19 protein-coding genes and 1 pseudogene are annotated in these 20,526 nt (G+C 56.4%); 7 read left to right on the top strand and 13 right to left on the bottom strand.

Annotation, left to right across the window (positions count from 1 at the left end; genetic code table 11):
* Window positions 1–109: 109 nt before the first annotated feature.
* The 6 genes from ACIONG_RS10915 to ACIONG_RS10890 all read left to right on the top strand — a co-directional run bounded on the left by ACIONG_RS10915 (window position 110) and on the right by ACIONG_RS10890 (window position 5,480).
* Entirely contained in the window at window positions 110–763 is a 654-nt protein-coding gene (locus ACIONG_RS10915; protein WP_401299114.1) for an ABC transporter ATP-binding protein, read from the top strand.
* Window positions 760–3,231: an FtsX-like permease family protein gene (locus tag ACIONG_RS10910; RefSeq protein WP_401299111.1), complete on the top strand. Its 2,472-nt coding sequence runs from the start codon at window positions 760–762 to the stop codon at window positions 3,229–3,231. Before ACIONG_RS10915 ends, ACIONG_RS10910 begins: the two co-directional genes overlap by 4 nt.
* A complete protein-coding gene (locus ACIONG_RS10905) occupies window positions 3,221–4,291 on the top strand; it encodes a lipocalin-like domain-containing protein (RefSeq protein WP_401299108.1) in 1,071 nt (356 codons plus the stop codon). Before ACIONG_RS10910 ends, ACIONG_RS10905 begins: the two co-directional genes overlap by 11 nt.
* Before the next feature lie 83 nt (window positions 4,292–4,374).
* Window positions 4,375–4,617: a hypothetical protein gene (locus ACIONG_RS10900; protein ID WP_103305836.1), complete on the top strand. Its 243-nt coding sequence runs from the start codon at window positions 4,375–4,377 to the stop codon at window positions 4,615–4,617.
* Between the two features lie 10 nt (window positions 4,618–4,627).
* The gene (locus ACIONG_RS10895) at window positions 4,628–4,810 is read left to right on the top strand and encodes a hypothetical protein (protein ID WP_213028221.1); all 183 of its coding nucleotides are present in this window, start codon (window positions 4,628–4,630) and stop codon (window positions 4,808–4,810) included.
* Between the two features lie 85 nt (window positions 4,811–4,895).
* Window positions 4,896–5,480 (top strand): hypothetical protein, encoded by a 585-nt coding sequence (locus ACIONG_RS10890; RefSeq protein ID WP_103305838.1) that lies wholly within the window; start codon window positions 4,896–4,898, stop codon window positions 5,478–5,480.
* A gap of 330 nt (window positions 5,481–5,810) precedes the next feature.
* On the opposite strand, the gene ACIONG_RS10885 is transcribed toward ACIONG_RS10890, so the two are convergent.
* Window positions 5,811–6,638: a glycosyltransferase family 2 protein gene (locus ACIONG_RS10885; RefSeq protein WP_103305839.1), complete on the bottom strand. Its 828-nt coding sequence runs from the start codon at window positions 6,636–6,638 to the stop codon at window positions 5,811–5,813.
* Window positions 6,639–6,869: 231 nt separating this feature from the next.
* On the opposite strand from ACIONG_RS10885, the gene ACIONG_RS10880 reads away from it, so the two are divergent.
* The gene (locus tag ACIONG_RS10880; RefSeq protein WP_315445673.1) at window positions 6,870–7,682 is read left to right on the top strand and encodes a VanW family protein; all 813 of its coding nucleotides are present in this window, start codon (window positions 6,870–6,872) and stop codon (window positions 7,680–7,682) included.
* A 42-nt stretch (window positions 7,683–7,724) separates the two neighbouring features.
* Here the strand turns inward: ACIONG_RS10880 and ACIONG_RS10875 are convergent, their stop codons facing one another.
* The 12 genes and pseudogenes from ACIONG_RS10875 to ACIONG_RS10820 form a co-directional block, all read right to left on the bottom strand.
* On the bottom strand, window positions 7,725–8,222 hold the full coding sequence (locus ACIONG_RS10875; RefSeq protein WP_213028223.1) for a hypothetical protein: 498 nt from the start codon (window positions 8,220–8,222) through the stop codon (window positions 7,725–7,727).
* 20 nt (window positions 8,223–8,242) lie between these two features.
* On the bottom strand, window positions 8,243–8,713 hold the full coding sequence (locus ACIONG_RS10870; protein ID WP_401299103.1) for a hypothetical protein: 471 nt from the start codon (window positions 8,711–8,713) through the stop codon (window positions 8,243–8,245).
* Window positions 8,714–8,765: 52 nt separating this feature from the next.
* Entirely contained in the window at window positions 8,766–9,029 is a 264-nt protein-coding gene (locus ACIONG_RS10865; protein ID WP_401299100.1) for a hypothetical protein, read from the bottom strand.
* Between the two features lie 49 nt (window positions 9,030–9,078).
* Window positions 9,079–9,405, bottom strand: a complete 327-nt coding sequence (locus tag ACIONG_RS10860; protein ID WP_401299097.1) for a hypothetical protein — start codon at window positions 9,403–9,405, stop codon at window positions 9,079–9,081.
* Between the two features lie 57 nt (window positions 9,406–9,462).
* Window positions 9,463–10,761 (bottom strand): hypothetical protein, encoded by a 1,299-nt coding sequence (locus tag ACIONG_RS10855; RefSeq protein ID WP_401299094.1) that lies wholly within the window; start codon window positions 10,759–10,761, stop codon window positions 9,463–9,465.
* A gap of 42 nt (window positions 10,762–10,803) precedes the next feature.
* Window positions 10,804–11,433: a hypothetical protein gene (locus ACIONG_RS10850; protein ID WP_401299284.1), complete on the bottom strand. Its 630-nt coding sequence runs from the start codon at window positions 11,431–11,433 to the stop codon at window positions 10,804–10,806.
* Between the two features lie 819 nt (window positions 11,434–12,252).
* Window positions 12,253–13,173 (bottom strand): hypothetical protein, encoded by a 921-nt coding sequence (locus tag ACIONG_RS10845; RefSeq protein ID WP_401299091.1) that lies wholly within the window; start codon window positions 13,171–13,173, stop codon window positions 12,253–12,255.
* A 35-nt stretch (window positions 13,174–13,208) separates the two neighbouring features.
* Window positions 13,209–14,123, bottom strand: coding sequence for a hypothetical protein (locus ACIONG_RS10840; protein ID WP_315445667.1), 915 nt, complete (start codon window positions 14,121–14,123; stop codon window positions 13,209–13,211).
* Complete coding sequence (locus ACIONG_RS10835) at window positions 14,120–17,407, bottom strand: toxin VasX (protein WP_401299088.1); 3,288 nt, start codon at window positions 17,405–17,407, stop codon at window positions 14,120–14,122. The genes ACIONG_RS10840 and ACIONG_RS10835 overlap by 4 nt, the downstream gene beginning before the upstream one ends.
* Window positions 17,404–18,270: a DUF4123 domain-containing protein gene (locus ACIONG_RS10830; RefSeq protein WP_401299085.1), complete on the bottom strand. Its 867-nt coding sequence runs from the start codon at window positions 18,268–18,270 to the stop codon at window positions 17,404–17,406. The genes ACIONG_RS10835 and ACIONG_RS10830 overlap by 4 nt, the downstream gene beginning before the upstream one ends.
* Entirely contained in the window at window positions 18,267–20,312 is a 2,046-nt protein-coding gene (gene tssI, locus ACIONG_RS10825) for a type VI secretion system tip protein TssI/VgrG (protein ID WP_401299082.1), read from the bottom strand. The genes ACIONG_RS10830 and tssI overlap by 4 nt, the downstream gene beginning before the upstream one ends.
* Window positions 20,313–20,444: 132 nt before the next feature.
* A pseudogene (locus ACIONG_RS10820) lies at window positions 20,445–20,526 on the bottom strand (type VI secretion system tube protein Hcp); the annotation flags it as partial.

Here is a 20,526-nt window from a genome sequence, read left to right as displayed (position 1 = left end):
CCTGTGGGAGCTGGCTTGCCAGCGATGAGGCCGTTTGATTCAACGCCAGGCTCTGGTCTGTCATCGGCTTCCGCTATTCTTGCCCCACACTGACCCATCAGGTGGCGGCATGCTCCAGGTTGAAAACGTCTGCAAAAGTTACCTCACCCCCCAAGGCCCCATGCCCGTGCTGCAAGGCGTCAACCTGACGCTCGAACCCGGCAGCAGCCTGGCGTTGATGGGCGAATCCGGCAGCGGCAAAAGCACCTTGCTGCACCTGATCGCCGGCCTCGACAAGGTCGACAGCGGCAGCATCCGCAGCGGCGAGCATCGGCTCGAAAGCATGAACGAGGCGCAACTGGCGAACTGGCGCCGCACGGAAATCGGTCTGGTGTTCCAGCAGTTCAACCTGATTGGCAGTTTGCGCGTCGAGGACAATCTGGCGTTTCAGGCGCGTCTGGCCGGGCGTCATGAACCGCGCTGGCAGGCGCATCTGGTGCAGCGTCTGGGGTTGGGCGATTTGCTCAAGCGTTATCCCGAGCAACTGTCGGGCGGCCAGCAGCAACGGGTCGCGCTGGGCCGGGCGCTGGCCTCGCAACCGAAACTGCTGCTGGCCGACGAACCCACTGGCAGCCTCGATGAAGCCACCAGCGATGAAGTGCTGCGCCTGTTGCTCGAACTGCTCGACGACACGCCGACAACCTTGCTCATGGTCACCCACAGTCCGCGAGTGGCGGCGCGGCTGGCCCAACGCGTGGTGCTCTCCAACGGGCGCCTGACGTGAACGTTTTCTGGCAAACCCTGCGCGCGCTGCTCAGTCATTGGCGGCGGCATCCGGTGCAGTTTTTCAGCGTACTGACCGGGTTGTGGCTGGCCACCAGCCTGTTGACCGGCGTCGAGGCCCTGAATAGCCAGGCTCGCGACAGCTATGCCCGCGCCAGCCAATTGATCGGCGGCGAACCGCAAGCCAGTCTCAGCACGCCCAACGGCGCGACGTTCCCACAGCAATGGTTTATCGATCTGCGCCGTCAGGGCTGGCCTGTGTCGCCAGTATTGCAGGGCCGCTTGATCCTCAGGGATCACGACAATCAGCGCCTGCAACTGCTGGGCATCGAACCGGTGTCGCTGCCGGCCGATTCGGCGGTGGCGGGGCAGGCGATGTCAATCGAGCGGGTCGTCGAATTCTTCACGCCACCGGGCAGTACATGGATTTCCCCGGAAACCCTGCAGGCCTTGAACCTGCACGAAGGCGCCACCCCGCAAACGCTGAATGGCCAGACGCTGCCGCCGCTGCTGGCGCAAAAAGACATGGCCCCGGGCGTGTTGCTGGTTGACATCGGGGTCGCGCAAACCCTGCTCGAACAACCCGGACAACTGTCCCGCCTGTTGCTGCCCAAGGATTTTCACGGTGAGTTGCCGGCCACGTTCAAAGGCCAGTTGCAGCTCAAGAGCAGTGGCGAGGAAAACAATCTGGCGCGACTCACCGAGAGCTTCCATCTCAATCTCGATGCCTTGGGCTTTCTCTCGTTCGTGGTCGGTTTGTTCATTGTCCATGCGGCCATCGGCCTTGCCCTTGAACAGCGGCGCGGACTGCTGCGCACATTGCGCGCCTGTGGGGTCAGTGCGCGCCTGTTGATTGGCTGTCTTGTCGTTGAGCTGGGCGTGTTGGCGCTGATCGGTGGTGCCTTTGGTGTGATCAGCGGGTATTGGCTGGCCAGTGTGTTGCTGCCGGATGTCGCCGCCAGCCTGCGCGGTCTGTACGGCGCGGAAGTGGCGGGGCAGTTGCGGCTGAGCCCGTGGTGGTGGTTCAGCGGAATCGGCTTGAGCTTGCTGGGTGCGTTGCTCGCTGGCGCCAACAGTCTATTGCGGGCGGCGCGTCTGCCGTTGCTGGCGGTGGCAGATCCGCAAGCCTGGCATCAACAATACGCGCGCTGGCTGCGACGGCAGGGCTGGCTGGCCTTGGTGCTGGGCGTGATCGCACTCGCGGCGTTGCTCTGGGGCGACAGCCTGGCCAGCGGCTTCGTGCTGATGGCCGGGCTGCTGCTCGGTGCCGCGCTGGCCTTGCCGGTGCTGCTCAGTGGGATGCTGAGTCCACTGCTCGGGCGCAGTCGTTCGGTGCTCGGCCAATGGTTTCTCGCCGATTGCCGTCAGCAATTGCCGGCGCTGAGCCTGGCGCTGATGGCGTTGCTTCTGGCGCTCGCAGCCAATATTGGCGCAGGCAGCATGACGGCCGGTTTTCGCCAGACCTTCAACGATTGGCTCGAACAACGCCTGAGCGCCGAGCTCTACATCAACCCGACCAACCCGGCTCAGGCCCGCGAAATGTATAGCTGGCTCAAACAGCAGCCGCACGTCACTGCGATACTGCCCAACTGGCAGGTGGCGGTGACCCTGCAAGGCTGGCCGGCGGATGTGTTCGGGATCATCGACCACGCCTACTATCGTCAGCACTGGCCGCTGCTCAATGCGACTGGCGGTGATCCATGGGCGCATCTGGCAACCGACGATGCGGTGATGCTCAGCGAGCAACTCGCGCGGCGACTCAAAGTGCACGCGGGCGATCGACTGACGATTCCGGCACCGAATGGTTCGTGGTCGCCGCGCATCGTCGGCATCTACGCCGATTACGGCAATCCCAAAGGTCATTTAGTGGTCAACATCCATCACCTGCTGCGCGGCTGGCCGCAACTGACGCCGAACCGTTTCAACCTGCGCATCGACGCCCAAAACATCCCGGGATTTTTGTCCGCATTGCAGGCACGCTTTGCCCTCGATGACAGCCGCATCGTCGATCAGGCGCGACTCAAGGGCTGGTCGGTTCAGGTGTTCGAACGCACCTTCGCCGCCACCGCCGCGCTGAACAGCCTGACCTTGGCAGTGGCAGGCGTGGCGCTGTTTATCAGCCTGCTGACGCAGAGCCAAAGCCGTCTTGGCCAGCTCGCACCGCTGTGGGCGCTGGGCGTGACCCGACGCCAACTGATGCTGCTCAACCTCGGTCAGACCTGGCTGCTGGCGGTGCTGACGCTGGTGTTGGCGCTGCCGTTGGGTATCGCGCTGGCGTGGTGCCTGGATGCGGTGATCAACGTGCAAGCGTTCGGTTGGCGTCTACCGCTGCGAGTCTTCCCTTGGCAATTGCTGCAACTGCTGGGCCTGGCGTTGCTCGCGACATTGCTGGCGTCGGCGTGGCCGTTGTATTCGCTGTACCGCACACAACCGGCGGACCTGCTGAGGACGTTTGCCCATGAGGATTAACGCGGTGGTGGGGTTGAGCGTGCTGTTATTGCTGGGTGGCTGCGATCAATCAGCACCCGAGCAGAAGGGCTTTGCCGGGATGGGCAATCAGGCGTCAGCGTTTACCCCGGTGGTGCCGGGGCGGGTGTTCAGCTTTCCGGCGGACCACGGCGCCCATGAGGGTTTTCGCATTGAGTGGTGGTATGTGACCGCCAATCTCAAGGATCAGCAAGGCAACGATTTCGGCGTGCAATGGACGTTGTTTCGCAGTGCCTTGAAACCAGTGGCGGAGCAGGCCGGGTGGGGTAATCAAACGATTTGGCTGGGGCATGCGGCGGTGACCTCGGCGACTGCGCATCACGCTGCCGAGCGTTATGCCCGCGGCGGTGTGGGTCAGGCTGGCGTGCGTCTGGCACCGTTCGAGGCGTGGATCGATGATTGGCAGTTCGCCAGTCGCACGCAGGAACCGTTGAGCGATATGCAACTCAGCGCCAGGGACAAATCCTTCAGCTATCAACTGCACCTCACCGCCAGCCGTCCGCTGGTGCTGCAGGGAGATAAGGGTTTCAGTCAGAAATCCGAACAGGGTCAGGCCTCGTATTACTACAGCCAACCGTTTTTTCAGGCCAGCGGTACGCTGCAAATCGACGGTCAGACGTACACGGTCAGCGGCCCGGCCTGGCTCGATCGCGAATGGAGTAGCCAACCGCTGACCGCCAACCAGACTGGCTGGGACTGGTTCTCCCTGCACCTGGACAGCGGCGCGCACGTCATGTTGTACCGCATGCGCCAGAAGGACGGCGCGCCGTACCTGACCGGCACCTGGATCGACGCCGACGGCCAGACGCAGACCCTGCACAGCGAGCAGATCAAACTCACACCGCAAGACACGGCAACTGTCGCCGGTCGCTCCATGCCCGTGCGCTGGTCGATCAGCATCCCGGACAAACACCTCGACATCAGCCTCTCGGCGCTCAACCCCAACGCATGGATGAACCTGCGCATTCCCTACTGGGAAGGCCCGGTGCGGATCAGCGGTAGTCATGGCGGCAACGGTTACCTCGAAATGACCGGCTACTGACGCAAATCCTTCCGGCGCGGATTTGGGTTGAACTCCATTTGTTCGCTGAACCTCTACACAGTAATACCTGTGGAGGATCTGCCGTGAGCGATGACCTGCAACCCCCGGACATGAAAACCTGGCAGCGTCTGTTCGACGATGAAACCCTGTGGCAGCAATCCCCCGACGCCCATTACCTCGACCTGCAACGTATCGCCGACGACTTGCTTGGTCAGGGCGCCATCGACCTTGAGCAATGGCAGATCCTGCGCGCCAAAGCCGATGACGAACACAAGGATTCCCCCGCCGTAAACGTCGCCCGCGAACTGGACGACCCCCAAGCTTGAGGACCCCACCATGAAACCCGTCTCGCCAAACGAACACCCCGATGAACCCCGGCCACCCGGGGAAACCGAGCGTGACAACGACGCCCTGCGGCCCACTGATCCAAAACAGCGGCAGAACAGCGGCAAAGGCACCGCCAGTGGCGAATCCACCGCGCAAGAAACTGCAGCAGCAGAAAGCAAAGCCAAGCCCTGAACGGCGTCTATGCTCAGTGGCACGTTCGTCGTCGAACGCGATTCGGCGGCGGGTGCTGCCATTCATCACAGGGAAAGGATTGCTTATGAAACTCCACGCACTGGCCAAGGCCATCACTCTTGCAACCGTACTGTCCGCCACCAGCTTCGGAGCGTTTGCTGCCGATATCCCGCTGTCCGCCACCGTCGAAGCGGATGTGGTCACCACCAAAGTGCTGGCGGTCGATGCGGCCAATCACCAGGTCGTGCTCGAAGGTGCCGAAGGGCGTCAGGTGCATGTTCAACTGAGCGACAAGGCAAAAAATCTGGCTAATCTGAAGGTCGGCGACCAGGTCAAAATCGAAGTGCAGCGTTCCGTCGCGGCCTATCTCGATACCGATGTGGATAAAGGTCTGCCTGGCACCGTCGAGCGTAGCGGTGAACTGCGCAACGCTCCGGGCAGCGATAATCCGGGCGGCGAAGCTTACCGTCAGGTCCAGGTGCAATTGGAAATCACCAAAATTGATTTGAAGACCCATCAGGTGACCCTGAAAAACCCCGCGGGCCAGTCGAAAACCCTTGATGTGAAGAAGCCTGAAATTCAAGCCAAACTCAAAGATTTGAAAGTCGGACAAAGCGTCGTCGTGACGTATACCGATGTATTAAAAGTGACCAGTCAACACGAAAGTTGAGTTTTAACTCTACAGAATGACTGCTCTTGTACAGTTAATGTATGAGAGTAGTCATACTATTAATTCGGTTTGCATTTCTTGAAAGTTTCACGAATGCATTCGTCGATAATTATCTATTAACTTTTTCGTACATAATTTTTACATTCAAGAAGGGCGACATATCCGCCAACTTCTATTAAAATCCCTCCCGTTCGCCCAGTGTCAGGGCTCTTTACCGGTGCATGGATTGCCAGGCCATTACACTGGGCGAACACCTCCAGTGGAGTAGATGTATACAATTTCAGACAAAAAAAGGGCGACTTTAAAGTCGCCCTTTTTTGTGCCTGCAAATTATATCGATCCTTGTATTCCCGGTTTGTCTTGCTGCCCCCGGAAGCGCTTGATCGTCGCCTGATACATTTTCGTCCGACGGTGATTTTCCCCGTAGGTACCTGCGGCAGCGACCGTTCCTGCCTGAATGTGGTCGAGATAACGGAAAATCTTGCGCGGAGACAAAAACTTGATGCCGTAACCCAGAGCGACCATCCGATCCTGAAGCGTATAACCGGGCACCCGGTCATCCATGCAGAAGTGCAGTCCTCGAGATTTCATCAAACGGGCATTCCACAAGGTACAGAAACTCTTCAGATGAGTTTCTTTATAGGGTCTCGGCGGTTTCGACTTCAAACCCAGGCGGACTTTGATATGGCGAACATAATGCTTGCAAAAGCGCGAAGTTAAACGCCAGGTATCTCGCACGACCCCACGATTGAGTTGTTCGACACAACCGACTGCCGCCATATCTGCACTTTTCGTGCACTCGCGCATCATCATCGAAAACACTTCTTTGTCGTAGACAAAGGTATCGGTGTGCAGCAGAAACAGATAATCGGTTTCAACCTTTTCCAGTGCCAGATCCAACGCTTTGCCATGGGCAATATGCCCGGCTTCTTTGCAGGGCGAGGGGCGCTCGATCAAATTGATCCAGTCCAGCGAACGCAAGTAATCCAGACTTTCATCGGCCGAATCATTGTCCACCACCCACACCGGAATGCGTTGTTCCTTGACGTGCTGGTGCAATAACTCCAGGCACATCCGCGTCATGTCCGGGGTTTTGTAATTGACCAATACCAGGCTGAAGTTCGACGGCTGTTCGGCTGGAAAATCAAACGCTTTCATATCAGAAGGGCTCATCCGCAGTTCACTGGCAACAGGGGTTTCATGGGCCGGGATGGTAGCGACGCAACCTTAGGCCAACCTTAATTTGCAGGTTCGACAGTGGTTGGGAGTGTGTCGAAGTGAGACTGGAAAAAGGCCCGAAGTTATTGCTTGGCTTACACGGGTTACAGGCTAAAATGCGCGCCCCTTTCACGGCTCAAGGAAGAAGCGGCGAGCGCCGTTGTGTCACGGATGAAACCACTTTCCCTCTACCATCCGGCCCTGTACTGGCTGCGCGTGCGGCAAAAAAGGCTGTTCCGTCAAATCGCCTGGCACTGCTCGCGCAAACGCTATGCGCGGCCTGCGGTTGCCGCTGAACGTCTGCCGTTCCGTTACCTCAAACACACCTCGAAACTGATCCGCAAACTCGGCGACTCCGACCTTGCCCTGCAACACAACAAAGTCATCAATCTGAAACTCGCGGTCGCGGCCATCGACGGCGTCATCATCGCCCCCGGCGAATATTTCTCCTTCTGCCGCCTCGTCGGCCAACCGACGCGCAAACGCGGATACGTCGAAGGCATGGAACTGTCTTTCGGCGAGGCCCGGACCGGCGTGGGCGGTGGCATCTGCCAGTTGAGCAACCTGATTCACTGGATGGCCATTCACTCGCCGCTGGTGGTGGTGGAACGCTCCAACCACAGCTTCGATCCGTTCCCCGATGAGGGCCGGGTATTGCCGTTCGGCTCCGGCGCAGCGATTTTTTATAACTACATCGACCTGGTGCTGCACAACCCGACGGATCGCCACTTTCAGTTGAAGCTGCATGTCGGGGCAACGCAACTCGAAGGGGAGTTGTTGTGCGATCAAGTGCGCGCCTATCGCTACCACGTATTCCAGGAGGCGCATCGGTTTGTGCGGGAAGCGGGGCGGGTATTCCGCGAGAACGAGATCTGGCGAGAAGTGAGAAACAAGGGGCAGGTGGGCGAGTTGGTGACTCGGGAACTGCTTTATCGCAATCGCGTGGTGGTCAAGTATGAAGTGGCCGACGAGTTGATCGGGTAGGGCGCGTCTGAATGCTGTACCGAGCATGCGCGCCGACGATGATCAGTTCCTGAAATACAACTCGTCCAGTTGGCGTCGGCGGATCGACAGATACTCGTCCCAAACCTTGGGGAAATCCTCGTCCCGAGTCAGCGGGAAGGTCAGATAAATGTGCATGCCCACCACGCTGATGTATTGCCGCTCACGTTTGAACGCCGGCTGTTCGTAATGCGAGATGCTCTCGTCGTAGGCGTGATGGTAGTGATAGATGCTCGCTCGATGGGGCGCGATCATGCCCCGCGCAAAGTCGATCACCCAGCAATGATTAATCGCTGCACTCAAGTAGCCGTACACACCGTCGCTTGAGAGCCGAATGCACGAACTGGCCTGAGTGCCATCCTCATCGTTGACCAGAATGATCTGGTCAGCGAAGTACTTAATAGTCCTGTCGTCCGGCCCCTGCAGAACCAAGCCCCAGCCCTCCGCCCCCATGCGGAACTCGCCCCAGTTTTCAAAGGTGGCCGTCCAGCCGTTGGCGAGCGTGATCTGACGTTTATTCATGGGATTTCCAATTCTTCGGGTTAGAGCGTTTCGAACTCGATGGTACAACCGTGGCTTTTCAGTCTTTCAAGTTCCTGGTCGAACGAGTACTTCGGGAGGTCTGCGTTTTCTTTGTCATAGATTACCCGGAGCAATCTGAACAGCGCCCCGATGGTTTGTTGACTGGTTTCATCGAGGTCGGCGATCAGGTCATAACCCCCTGCGTAGAGAAACGCGTTCTTTTTGCGCAGGATGTAGTAGGCCGTGATGTTGCACAGCAAACCTTCCGCATCGACGTAGTTCTGATCGAGGCTTGCAACGTACTCCTCAAACAGCCGGGTCAGCTGTTGTTGCGCTGAATCCTGATGCTTCAGCACCGCGCACATTCCTTGCCAGTTGCCTATATGCAAGTGATCGCCCCAGTCACAGCCTCGGGCAAAGTAGATCCCGTTGCCTTTGAAGAAATCCGCGATTTCATGGTGATCTAAAGCGTGTTGGAAAGTGGCCGTCACTGGCGAGGGTCCTGCTATGGCTAAGTGAATACGATGCTGCCTGCGAATGTACTTATGAAGCAACGCCGCGATCTGATCCGGGCTTCAGGATTAATCGTTGGTCTTCCTCGCGGTTGCGGCAGCGCTCGGCAAAATCTGATGCGGCGGATGGATCGTTCAGGAACAGCTCGTAAGAGTCGCTGCTGATTTCGTAGTACTCCTCGTAATCTACCAAACGGTTGCTCACCGGGATGGAAAGGTACGGTGCACCGGTGATGGTTTCGATACCGAGGGTGAAGCGTTCGGTCCGGTTGATGAACGTGTCGTTGAATTTCAATCTTCACCTCGCAGGCACTGAGGGGCATGAGTGTTCAGGTGGCCGGGGTTTAAAGGCTCATGTCTTCTTCGATGCGTTCTTCGTAACTCGATAGTTTCTTCATGATGTTTTCGTCGGTCGAATACTTGTTCTTTAGCTGCATCAATTGCTTGTCCGTGCCCTTGCAAACTTGATTGATGGCGCTGATAACCTGGCTGAGACTGTCTAGGGCTGCCGGATCAGGTTCGGGGATTTCTCCTCTTAGAGTGTCGCAGTTGTCTCGGTTTTTGGTGAAGCTGGATACGTCGGGTGGGAGCGGACTGGTGGTATCGGTTGCTTGAGAAACAGCGGGAAATGTCAGCGTGAAAAGCATCAGGTAGGTCGCAATAATGCTCATCTTTGTGCTCGTGATTGGTGAGTAATCCAGATGCGGGTTCCGTTAACGCGTTCATGTTCAACCACGATGGATATCATCGTAATCAGTTGCCTTGGGCGTTGAGTGAATGCCTTTAGCCTCTTGAGCGTGATAATAATTTTCAATGGTCAATGTCGGGTCGATTTTAGCCATTAGAACGCAGCCTTGATTCTGCCAAGGGTAATCCAGGTTTTTTTTCATCATGCCGGGCAGTATGGTGCGATCCCAGACTCTGGATTTCGTCTCACGCCAGCGGTTTGGATTACGGTTGGAGAGTTTGTCATGGGCCGAAGTGGCGGGGTCTAGATCACGGAATTGTTCCAGGAATGGTAATTCCGGTAGTGGCTGACTTACGTCCATGTAGCGCTGTAAGGTATCCCAGAAAGCCATGCATTCTTCACGACTCATTCCCAGCGATTGAATTTTCCCGCCGAGGAATATCTCAAAGTCGTAGTATCGATGATGTAACCAGATAGCCGTGCCACTGCTACCGTACGGGCCTGGCCGAAATTCCATGGTCGCATCGAACTCATAGAATGGTGCTGTGAAGGCTGAGCGGAATCGACGAGAGATGGTGAGCATTCCGGTTTTTCTGTTGAATTCATTTCCCGCAGATCTAAGAAAGTTGAAGTAACGGTCAGCTATCCAGTCCCACCCGACTAGTCCCATAAATGCAATTACTACCATGGAGATGCTTAGCCATAATGGCGAAACTCCGTCTGATTTGATGTCGGAGTAGAAAAGGGACAAGGTGAGAGCTATAGAAAACTCAATGAGCAGCAATGATAAGTACTGCTTGTATTTTGGATTGTCTCTCCATGTCATCCATGCACTTAATCCAAACGAAATGAGTGTGATCGCTACTAAGAATATTCCTAGCGACATGGCAATATATACGCCCTTGGAGGCTGTGATTTCATCGAATAGATTTGAAAGTGCTCCAATCATTGCAAGCTGCCATAATATCCATGGAAAGAATGCGATGGACCACCATTTCAAGAACGGCGCAAGCGTCAAAAATATACTTGACCTTTCGAAAGTCCAGCGCTGATGATTTATATAGAGTTCAGAGCTGTTTTCTTGAGGCGGTAAGTTATGTATACCGACTTTTAGTTGAGCGCTGACATCTTGCCAGGGCTCCAGGTTTGCATAATTACCCCAACGCAGCGTCGTCCGAAAAAGGCCTGAGCGGTTTGAGTCTTCCCGCCACTTGTGACGGGGTTGGGACGGAATTTTGCTGCTATCGAATGCGGCTGGACCGTAGTGGAGCGGTTCAGAACTTAAAATATCCATATTTTCAACGAAACTCTCTGTTTTTCTGCCTGTGGGATAAGTCACTGGCGTAATAGCGGTAAGTACGACTGGCAGTCAGTAACCCCGTCACGGGCGATGTACGTCATCAAAATCATCAGCTTTTGGAGATGCATAGATACCCTTGGCTTCTTGAGCGCGGTAATAAGCTTCAATCGTCAAGGAACGATCAATCCGCGCTTTCACGATGCAGGGCTGCGATTGCCATGGGTATTCCTCGAGCTGCTTGCTCAGCGTCTTCAGGCCACCTGCAATCCATCCCCTGCGCGCCTGGTCTCTCCATCGCCGAGGATTACGACCGGTATTGGCATCGTGAATTACGGTTGTTGGGTCGAGATGACGGCTCTGTTCCAGCACTGGCAAGTCAGGTAGAGGTTGCGTGATATCCATATAGCGTTGCAGGCAATCCCAAAAGGCCAAGGCATTATTTCGATCGAGCCCTAACGCGTGAAGTTTGACGGCGAGGCAGATCTTGTTATCGGTGTAGCGATGATGCAACCACAGGGCATAGTCATGAGAACCGTAACCACTTGGCAGGAGCTGCAAGACAGGATCGAACTCTTCAAAGGGCGCAACGAACATTCGACGGAAACGTCTTTTAAACCTCAGCATGCCATCCGTTCGATTGAACTCACTGCCGTCATAGACACTGATTTTGCTATGCAAAAAGAGCAGGACGTCGATACCGATTGCACCCATGAAATAAAGGCAGGCGCCTATCCACAGTGTCCGATGAAGGTCACTGTCTCCAAAAAGTGCTTTTTCTTTCCAATAGACAATGGCCGAGAGAATGAAAAATCCGGATAGCTGGATGCGATGGACAGTTTTTTTTCCATCCATAAATAAGGCCAACGCGAAAATGGCGATTGCTACGGTTACTAGCGATGAGCACAGTACATAAAACGCTTCAATATCTTTTCTCCAGGTCGTAGGTAAAAAAGCAACTGTTATACCCATTCCCCATGCAATCGTAGCGAAGGGTTGGCACATGAGTTTACTGACGAAAAGAAAATGCGGAATTTTACTCGAGTTCTGAAAACGCCAGCTCCTTGCGTCGCAGTAAACCTCTTCTTTATATCCCCGCTCTTTCTGATGCTGAAGTATGTTGGCCTCGTCGGCTTGCAACTGAGTGGTGACCTCCATCTCCGGCTCTAAGTAAGCATAATTTCCGAATGCAAGATGAGTATCGAAGCCACCAGAGCGGTTGTTGTCTTCAGCCCATTTTGGAGGGGGGAGGGGAGCTTTAGAGTCGCTATGGTAGGCCGTTGATGGGGGGCGGGGTTCTACACTGGTATTCATACAAGCATCCTGGCTTTGGTTGTCCGATTTTTACTGGCTTTTTGTGTTGGCGTTTTTCGCTATCTGTTTCGGTACTGAGCCCGAGGGTGAAAGCGATCCTTTGCGGCTGTCGGGTAAGGTCATGCCTTCACTTTTGTTTCGAGTAGCTTGGATGTTGCACTTTCGGGGTGAGCCTTTGTTGATGGAGGTGGACTCAGGTATTCCGGTTGCCGAAGACAGTTATGCGATTTGTGCTTCTAGTTCCGCCTCACGCTTGGCAAGAGCTATTTCCAACTCTGGCGAACGCTTGGCCCAATGCTCGGGTGGCAGGGGTTTTGACCATTCGATGATGTCGGGGTAGAGCAGGTCGGGTGGGTAAGACAGTTTCAGGTTCTGCAGCTTTTCCGCGAAATAGGTTCCCAGAATCGTGATGCAGAATATCCCCCATGCAACACCTATCAGGTCGCCCTTACGCAGATCGATGATGAGCGAACCGATTTGCGATTTTTCGTAGGGGGTAATACCCACTCGACTATTGGGTACGGCGTCCGGCCCAATCTCCATGTAGCTGCGCATGCACTCCCACAAGACCATGGCCGTGGTGCCACCGCCACAGTTAAATCCGAATGAAAAATGTTTGTTGTCTTCTTTGGCCTGCGGATCTGGGTTCTCAAAGCCGATGATCAACAAGCCCATGGTGGCTTTACCAGCCTGGCTAACCGAGGAATGTTGCGTTGCTGCCGCCGTGACGCTTTCCCAAGGAACCAACCAGTATTCGCCATTTTCTCGCGGCACACATACTTCACGACGTTGCCGATTAAAGCGCACGGGTAGGGGGACATCGCGGAATAGGCCCTGAACAATAAAGAGCGCGGGTACACCAATAATGATTCCTCCTCCCACAAGAATAAATACACTGAGATCGGGGGAGATATTTCTAAACGCAAAGGCAAGCCCCAGAAAGAGCATCATCGTCGGCCACATCACCATCACCGCCGAGCCAATGCTGTAATTACCAATGTCGAGAAACACCTCGTTTTTACGCCAGATGGTGTTAAGCACATCACAGGGTTTTTCACCCGTGGGGATGGGCAACGGCGCCAAATAATCGTTGCGCGAAAACAACCGTTTTTTTGTGGTGCCTGCCGGTGGCGTACTCATGTGCTTCCTTGGGTTGTAAGTCCCGCTACTCATCATCAAGCTAATGCTTGATCTGTCTGGGCGGCTAATTCGGCTTCACGCTTGGCGATAGCTTCTTCCAGTTCTGGGGAGCGTTTGGCCCATTGCTCGGGCGGCAGGGGTTTTGACCATTCGATGATGTCGGGGTAGAGCAGATCGGGTGGGTAAGACAGTTTCAAGTTCTGCAGCTTTTCCGCGAAATAGGTTCCCAGAATCGTGATGCAGAATATCCCCCATACAACACCTATCAGGTCTCCCTTACGCAGATCGATGATGAGCGAACCGATTTGCGATTTTTCGTAGGGGGTAATACCCACTCGGCTATTGGGTACGGCGTCCGGCCCTACCTCCATATAACTGCGGGTGCACTCCCACAAGGCCATGGCCGTGGTGCCACCGCCACAGTTGAAACCGAATGAAAAATGTTTGTTGTCTTCTTCGGCGTGCGGGTCTGGGTTCTCAAAGCCGATGAACAGTAAGCCCATGGTGGCTTTACCTGCCTGGCTCACCGAGGAATGTTGCGTCGCTGCCGCTGTGACGCTTTCCCAAGGCACTAGCCAATATTCGCCATTCTCTCGCGGCACACATACTTCACGACGTTGCCGATTGAAGCGCACGGGTAGGGGGACATCGCGGAATAGGCCCTGGATCACAAACAAGATTGGGATACCCACGATAATTAATCCCCCTCCCCATATCAGAGGGTCAGGCGTGATGTAACTCAAAAGCGCAAAAAGCATGACCATCGGCCAGATCACCATCACGGCTGAACCGATGCTGTAGTTTCCGATGTCGAGAAAAACCTCGTTTTTTCGCCAGATGGTGTTAAGCACATCACAGGGTTTTTCACCGGTTGGAATGGGTAGCGGCGCTAAATAGTCGTTGCGCGAAAACAACCGTTTTTTTGTGGTGCCTGCCGGTGGCGTACTCATTTCTGTTCCTTGGGTTGCAGGTAAATCGACTCGGGTTTCTGATCGCCGAGCGCGTAGCTTGGCACACGATCCAGTTCAGGTGTCGGATCATCCCGCAGGGCAATTACCCCGGTGTTATCACTCAGGGTAAAGGCTACCCCACGTGCACCACCGACAAAATTTTCGCCGCCCAACATCGCGATCAATGGCGTGCGATATCGCAATCGCAGAGACACCGTGCTCGGCAGTGTACTAAAGACGTTCGAGACGGGCTGGAACGCTCCACTTAGGCGCAAGCCCTGACCCTCTTGGAAAGGTATCCATTTGCAGGTACTGGTCTTCAGCCAGAGCATTGCCAGATCACGCCACGGACGCGGTGGTTTGTAGGCGGAGTACGGGCTGTTTTTGATCAGGTCGCGAGACGCCTGAGTATCGACCGGATCGCCCGCCATGCTCAGCTCGAGGTAAGCACTGTCAGGCTCGGCTCCGGGCAAGTCGATGGTGAGTGAGATGATGTCGCTTTGAGAGGCCAGTCCGGAAGGGCCACTGGAACTGACCATCACAGAGCGGCTTTCCATGCTAACTCGAGGTGTGTACAGAATGCCGTATAGCAGATTGAGTTCGTCTTGCTGTGCCTTGGCCGCGATAGGATCAAGATTGCCTGCCCGCTCTTTTGACCAGCAACAGAAGTTGAGGAAGTTTTGCATCGGCGTCTGCTGAAAAAACCAGGTGATCAGGTACAGCGCGCCCAAAATGAAAATGACCCAGTTCAGCGGGCCCATGCACAACGAATAACGCATGATGGCGGCTTCGACTTCTATGAGACCGGCCAAGGCTCTGCCGGTCTGAGCTACTCCAAGTAGCGCTTGGGCGCCGTAGGCGGTGATCTGCCCAGCCACCACGGTCTTACGAATTGTCAGCCATGGATCAATATGCGTTTGTGCACTCTCCAATTGTATTTGCAAAGACCTGTACTCGTTAACAGCCGCGGCAAATGATAATCCACCGATCACCCCTCCAAATAAGGTAAGGGTTGGCGCTAGTGTTTGACCTCTACCAATTTCCTTAACTCCCAACCCCTTCCGCACCTGACTATCAATCACCGCCACCAGCGCCGCTGCCGCGTACATTGACGCCGAAATAGTGTCATTCACCCGCTGATCGTCCATTCCCTCCAGCTTCCCAGCCTGGCTCAAATAGTTACTCGCATTGAACGTATTCAACAGCAACGCCGCGAGTGGTACGACCCCGCCACTGCTGGTTACGAAGCTGGAATTGGTAATACCTGCTACGCGCCCTGCACCAATGGCTTTTCCGGTGGTATTAGCCCATTGCGTCAGCCCTTCGGCACTTTGACCCAGCAACTTCCATACCTGTCGGCCAGCTTCGCTCACAGCTTGTAAACGCACATCGCTGCCCAAGCGAGCAGCAATCAATATGCCGAGCCAGGCGCTACTGAAAGTCTTCGCGCCTTTGAGCAGCAGCAGCGATGCCGCCATACGGTTGACCAGCACGCTCCATGCACTTTTAGCGTCACGGGCCATGGAGGCGATGTCATCCAGAATCGGTGCAGTCAGTGGTGCAAGTGCCTGACGGGTCGCGGTGACGTTATCGGATTCGAGCGCTGCCATTAGCTCGCCCAAACGGGTTGTGTTGTTAATACCCGCATCGATCGAAGGCGCCCATGCGCGGAACAGTTGCGTCAGTGCACCGCCATCGGCCGCTCGCACATAGTCGGCATATTGCTCGGCGCCCTTCGCACGAATGCACTGGGCGGTCAGGCAACCAGTGGCCATTTCGCTCAACCAGTTCCGCGTTTCCAGGTCGTTGTAGTCGACAAACCAGGTGCCATTGTCTGAGCGTTTGAGGTACGAGCCTCGATCCTCAAACAGTACTGTATGTCGCTGTTCAATCTGCTTGAAATGCGTGGGGGCGGTGGTGTCGAGCCAGGTGTTCATCGCCTCAAGATCGATGTACTTACTCACCTTGGCACTGAGGAAGTCGTCGTCGAGGTTGGCCTGTTTTTCGGCACGGTACTCGCGCACCACGTATTCCGCTTCGTTGTACAAATCTGCCGGAATGAAGGCCCGCACAGGTGCCACGATTTCGGCAATACGCGCATCACGCGCAGTGGCTTCAGTTCGACTTGGCTGGCCGCCGTATCGACGTGCCTGGGTTTCTGCCCTGAGTTGATCATCCAGTTTGTGCTGAGCATCGAGTATGGTCCGGCCTTGATCAGGCGTGAGCTTGATGTCTCGGTCCTTGTAGCGGTAACTGAGTGTGCCAGCCAACTCGGCTCCGTCTTCGGTGATCAAGCTGCGAATGAATCCGCCGATGCTCAAGCGCAGGTTGTTATCACCGACCCATTTTTCATGGCCCGCCTCGACCAATTCCTGCTCATGGTTGATATCGCGTAACACCCCCAAGTCATCATCCAGCGCAGCAAACACCGCATAAAGCGGCGCCGACTCACTCTTGGCTTTATCCAGCCAGGCTTGAGTGGGTGCCACTTCCCAGGGTGTAGCGCTCCAGGTCCCGGGCTCTTCCGCTGGTTTCCCCGGTGGCTGTGCACTGGCTGCCTGTTCGCGTTCGTGGAGGGACTGCGAGCTGGCGGAGTAAGCTTTGATGTTTTCCTGAGTAGGAGCGGCTTTTGCCACTTTGCGTTGTTCTTTGACGTCTTCACGCTGGGCCGCACCGTTCTGCTGATAATCATGCGCAAGGGCTTGATCACGTACCTTGGGCATCAGCTCGGCGATAAGTGTCGGGGCTTTTTCGAGCGGTGGGCAGTGTTTGGCTGTCAGGCTCTTGGCGACTTCGGTGAGTGCTACCTGACGCATGCGTTTGCGTCGTTCGCCGTTCTTTTTCAGGCTCTCGCAGGCGTCTTTGCTCAGCGGTCTTTCGCTGTAGAGCATCCAGGCGTCGGTGCTTTTGTTCAGGGCGATACCGGCTTTTTCGCCTGTGGCGATTTCGGCGTGGGGTTGGGTGAGCGACTGCTCGACCAGCAGGCCATCTGCGCCTACGCCGTAGCGTTTCAAGGGACCTTCGGCGTGCCACAGGTAGACATAACCTGCGCGCAGGCGACGCAGTGCCATCGGGTGGCTTTTGGTCGGGCTGGGAGGATTGAAGTCAGCATGTTCGGCGGCCTGTTCGGCCTTCGCGTAGCGTGCGGGAACAATGAAAATTTCCGGGTGTTTGGCCGGGCAGGTGGTACCTGGGCTCGACAGTTCCTCGTCGCGGAACTGGCATTGTGCAGCCTGATCAGCGGCGGCCAGATTGCGGTTTTTATCGAGCGGTTGGGCAGTCATGCAAAAGACTCCTTGTCAGTTAGCAGCCAATGGCGATGCAGTTCTACCAACAAGGCATCCAGGCGTTGTGTGGCGTTAAGCGTGGGTTCTTGCAGAATCTCGCGGTAGGCCTGATGTTCAGGTGCTCGCGGAAACTCGGTGCCATGCTCGGCAACCAGTGCCGACCAGCGCGCCACTTCCTTGGGCGCCGAGTAACCGTGGCTGGCGGCGCCTTCGCGGCAGAGCACTACCCATTGCTGCTGCTCCGTGGACGAGCGCTGGGCCAGGCAATCAGGGAAGTAGGTGTTGACGTGCTCCAGCAGCTGTTGATCAAACAGCTCCAGCTTGCCTTGATTGAGCTGTTGCAACTGTTGCTCATCGAGGTATAGCCACGGTCGCTCGGCATATTGCTGGGCACTTTGGCGATCTTGCTCACGAACGATCCACTGCTCTTGCTCACCCTCTCGGGCCGGCAGACGCACGCGGCGGATCGGTCCCATCAAGTGATCTTTTTCAGCTGAACTCAGGGGCGGCAACCAATGGCGCATGACTCGCGGGTCGTAGTATCGAAACAGCATTGACGCATCACCGGGCACCCGTACATGGATCAGGCTGCGCAGATGTTCAGTCAATTGCTGAATGGGCGCATCACTTTCGATGATCAGGCCAGCATCGTTTTGCCAGTCCTCAGTGAAGGCTTTTTCGAGTGCGGTGTTGGCGCGCAAGACGACCAGCGCAGGGCCGACATCAAACACCTCTTGCAAGGGGGTTGAGTGGTAAAGCCATTCGACAATCGGATTTTCATCCAGGCTGTATACGCGGGCCGGAAGGTTTTCGATCTTTGCTCCATCCAGAAGCAGATAACGTGTGGTACCGGGGATCATTTCATCGCCTTCAGTTTTTCGCATATCTCGCAGACTGGCTGAGCCGTTGTGGCTGCTCGTTGCAGGGTTTGACGCAAGGCCGGCACCAGCAACTGTCCGGCCTTATCCGCATCCGCCTGCTTCAACGGCCCCGGCAACAACGGCGCTGCCCCAGTGCCACTGCCCGGGCCACCGCCTGAGTTGATGTTGATCACCGGCCCGCTCATGGTCACGCCGCCGGCATCGATCTTGATGAAGCTGCCACCGCCGATCAGGGTCAGTTCGGCGCCGGCTTCCAGTACCACTTTCATGCCGCTGCTCAGGTGGATTTCCTGCCCGGCATCAATGAACTGCCCAGTGCCAATCTTGACGTGCTGATTCACCCCAACCGTCAGGTGATCATTGGCCTGCGCTTCAACCTTGCGGTCCTCAAAAACCGTGTGGTGTTCCTCGGCCTTGAATTCCGTGTAGCTGTTCTTCTCGACCGTGTCGTGACGCTCATTGCCGACCCGAATCTTCTGGTCGTGCTCGATGTTTTCGTCCCAATCACGCTGGGCATGCAGGTAGATCTGCTCCTGACCTTTCTTGTCTTCGATGCGCAGTTCGTTGTAACCGCCACCGCCCATGGAGCTCAGGGTTTTGAACGTCGTGCGCGTCTTGTTCGCCGGCAGTTCGTAGGGGACGGTGTTTTCCTTGTGGTACAGGCAGCCGCTGATCAGCGGTTGGTCGGGGTCGCCTTCAAGGAAAGTCACGAGGACTTCCATACCGATGCGCGGGATGGCGATGCCGCCGTACTGGGCGCCGGCCCAGGCGCTGGAGACGCGCAGCCAGCAGCTGGTCTTGTCGTCGGCCTGGCCTTCGCGGTCCCAGTGGAACTGGACCTTGACGCGGCCGTACTGGTCGCAATGGATCTCTTCACCTTTGGGGCCGGTGACCACGGCGCTCTGGCTGCCGAGGATGCGCGGTTTCGGGTGGCGCAGGGGCGGGCGGTTGGGTATGTCCCACGGGGTGGCCTGGAAACGGTTGCGGTAGCCCTGGTGGAAATCGTCTTTCAGCGCGGTGGTGTCGCTGGTCACCGACTCTTCGAGGACTTGCGGCTGTTTGCCTTCGTGGAGGACTTCGGTGAGCAGCCAGAGGTCGTTCCACTTGGCTTTCGGGTGCGCAGTGAGTGCGAGGAAATGGCCGCTGACCAGCAACGGTTGATCGCTTTTGCCTTCGGCGAGTTGGAAGTCGCTGCGGTGGCGTTCGAGGGCGCGTTTGGCCAGATGTTTGCCGCGCTCGCGGTCGACGAAGCGGCCCGGATAGTCGTAGTCCTCGAGGTCGGGCAGGGCGTCGCCACGGTTTTCGCTTTCGAGGGTGATCCGCGGTTTTTCGAAGTCGTAATCGCGACGCGTGGTGCGGCTGGTGCGGGTTTCCAGGCGCAGGTCGAAGCGTTTGATCACCGGGTCGCTGGCGACCATGCCGGAGTCTTGCTGATAGGCCACGGGTTTGAGTTTCGGGAACACCGTCTGGTCATCGCCGAAGATCAGTTTGTGTGCGGTGGCGCTGTGTTGGAAGTGGTAGTGAATGCCTTCTTCCTCGCACAGGCGCTGGATGAAGTGCAGGTCCGACTCGTCGTACTGCACGCAATAAATGCGCTCAGGGTAGATCGAGTGGGTTTGGAATTCGTAGGCGTTGCTCTGGATGCCGTGCTCTTCGAGGACCATGCCGATGATTTTCGGCACGCTGAGGTTCTGGAAGATGCGCTGGTTGATCCGATGCGCGAGGTACGCCAGTTGCGGGCGCAGGGTCACGGAATAACGGGTCAGGCGTTTGCCCGAGTCGCCTTGCGCGGCGCGGTAGATCTGGCCGTGGATGCCGCTGCCGTCGGGCGACAGTTGCAGGAAGGCCGGTTTGTGCAGGAGGGTTTCGAGGTCCAGCGACGGCTGCTCACTGACCAGTTCCACCTCGAAGACAAAAGGCTGGCTGATGGCTTCCCGGCCTTGCAGGGTAAACACCTGAAAGTCGGCGGAGAGACCTTCGATGGTCAGGGCAAAGTGAGTTTCATTGGCCGGCGCGAACATCCGTTGTTCCTCGTGCTGTACAGCGGCGCTCGTCGACGGCCGCAAAAGCGGCTCAACGTACGCGAAATTCTGGAGGGGCGTAAACAACATCGACCAGCAGAGCTGGCCGATGTGTGAAGCGATCAGCCGTAATTAAACGACTGGAGCACGCCAGTCATCGGAACCCGAAGTACCGGATACTTCGTGGGTCCAGGTGATTTTGCGGTAGGTGAAC

It is taken from the genome of Pseudomonas sp. NPDC087817 (assembly GCF_044742875.1).
Classification (GTDB): Bacteria; Pseudomonadota; Gammaproteobacteria; order Pseudomonadales; family Pseudomonadaceae; genus Aquipseudomonas.
The sequence above is the reverse complement of the archived record's forward strand: the minus strand, read 5'-3'. Positions and strand labels throughout refer to the sequence as shown.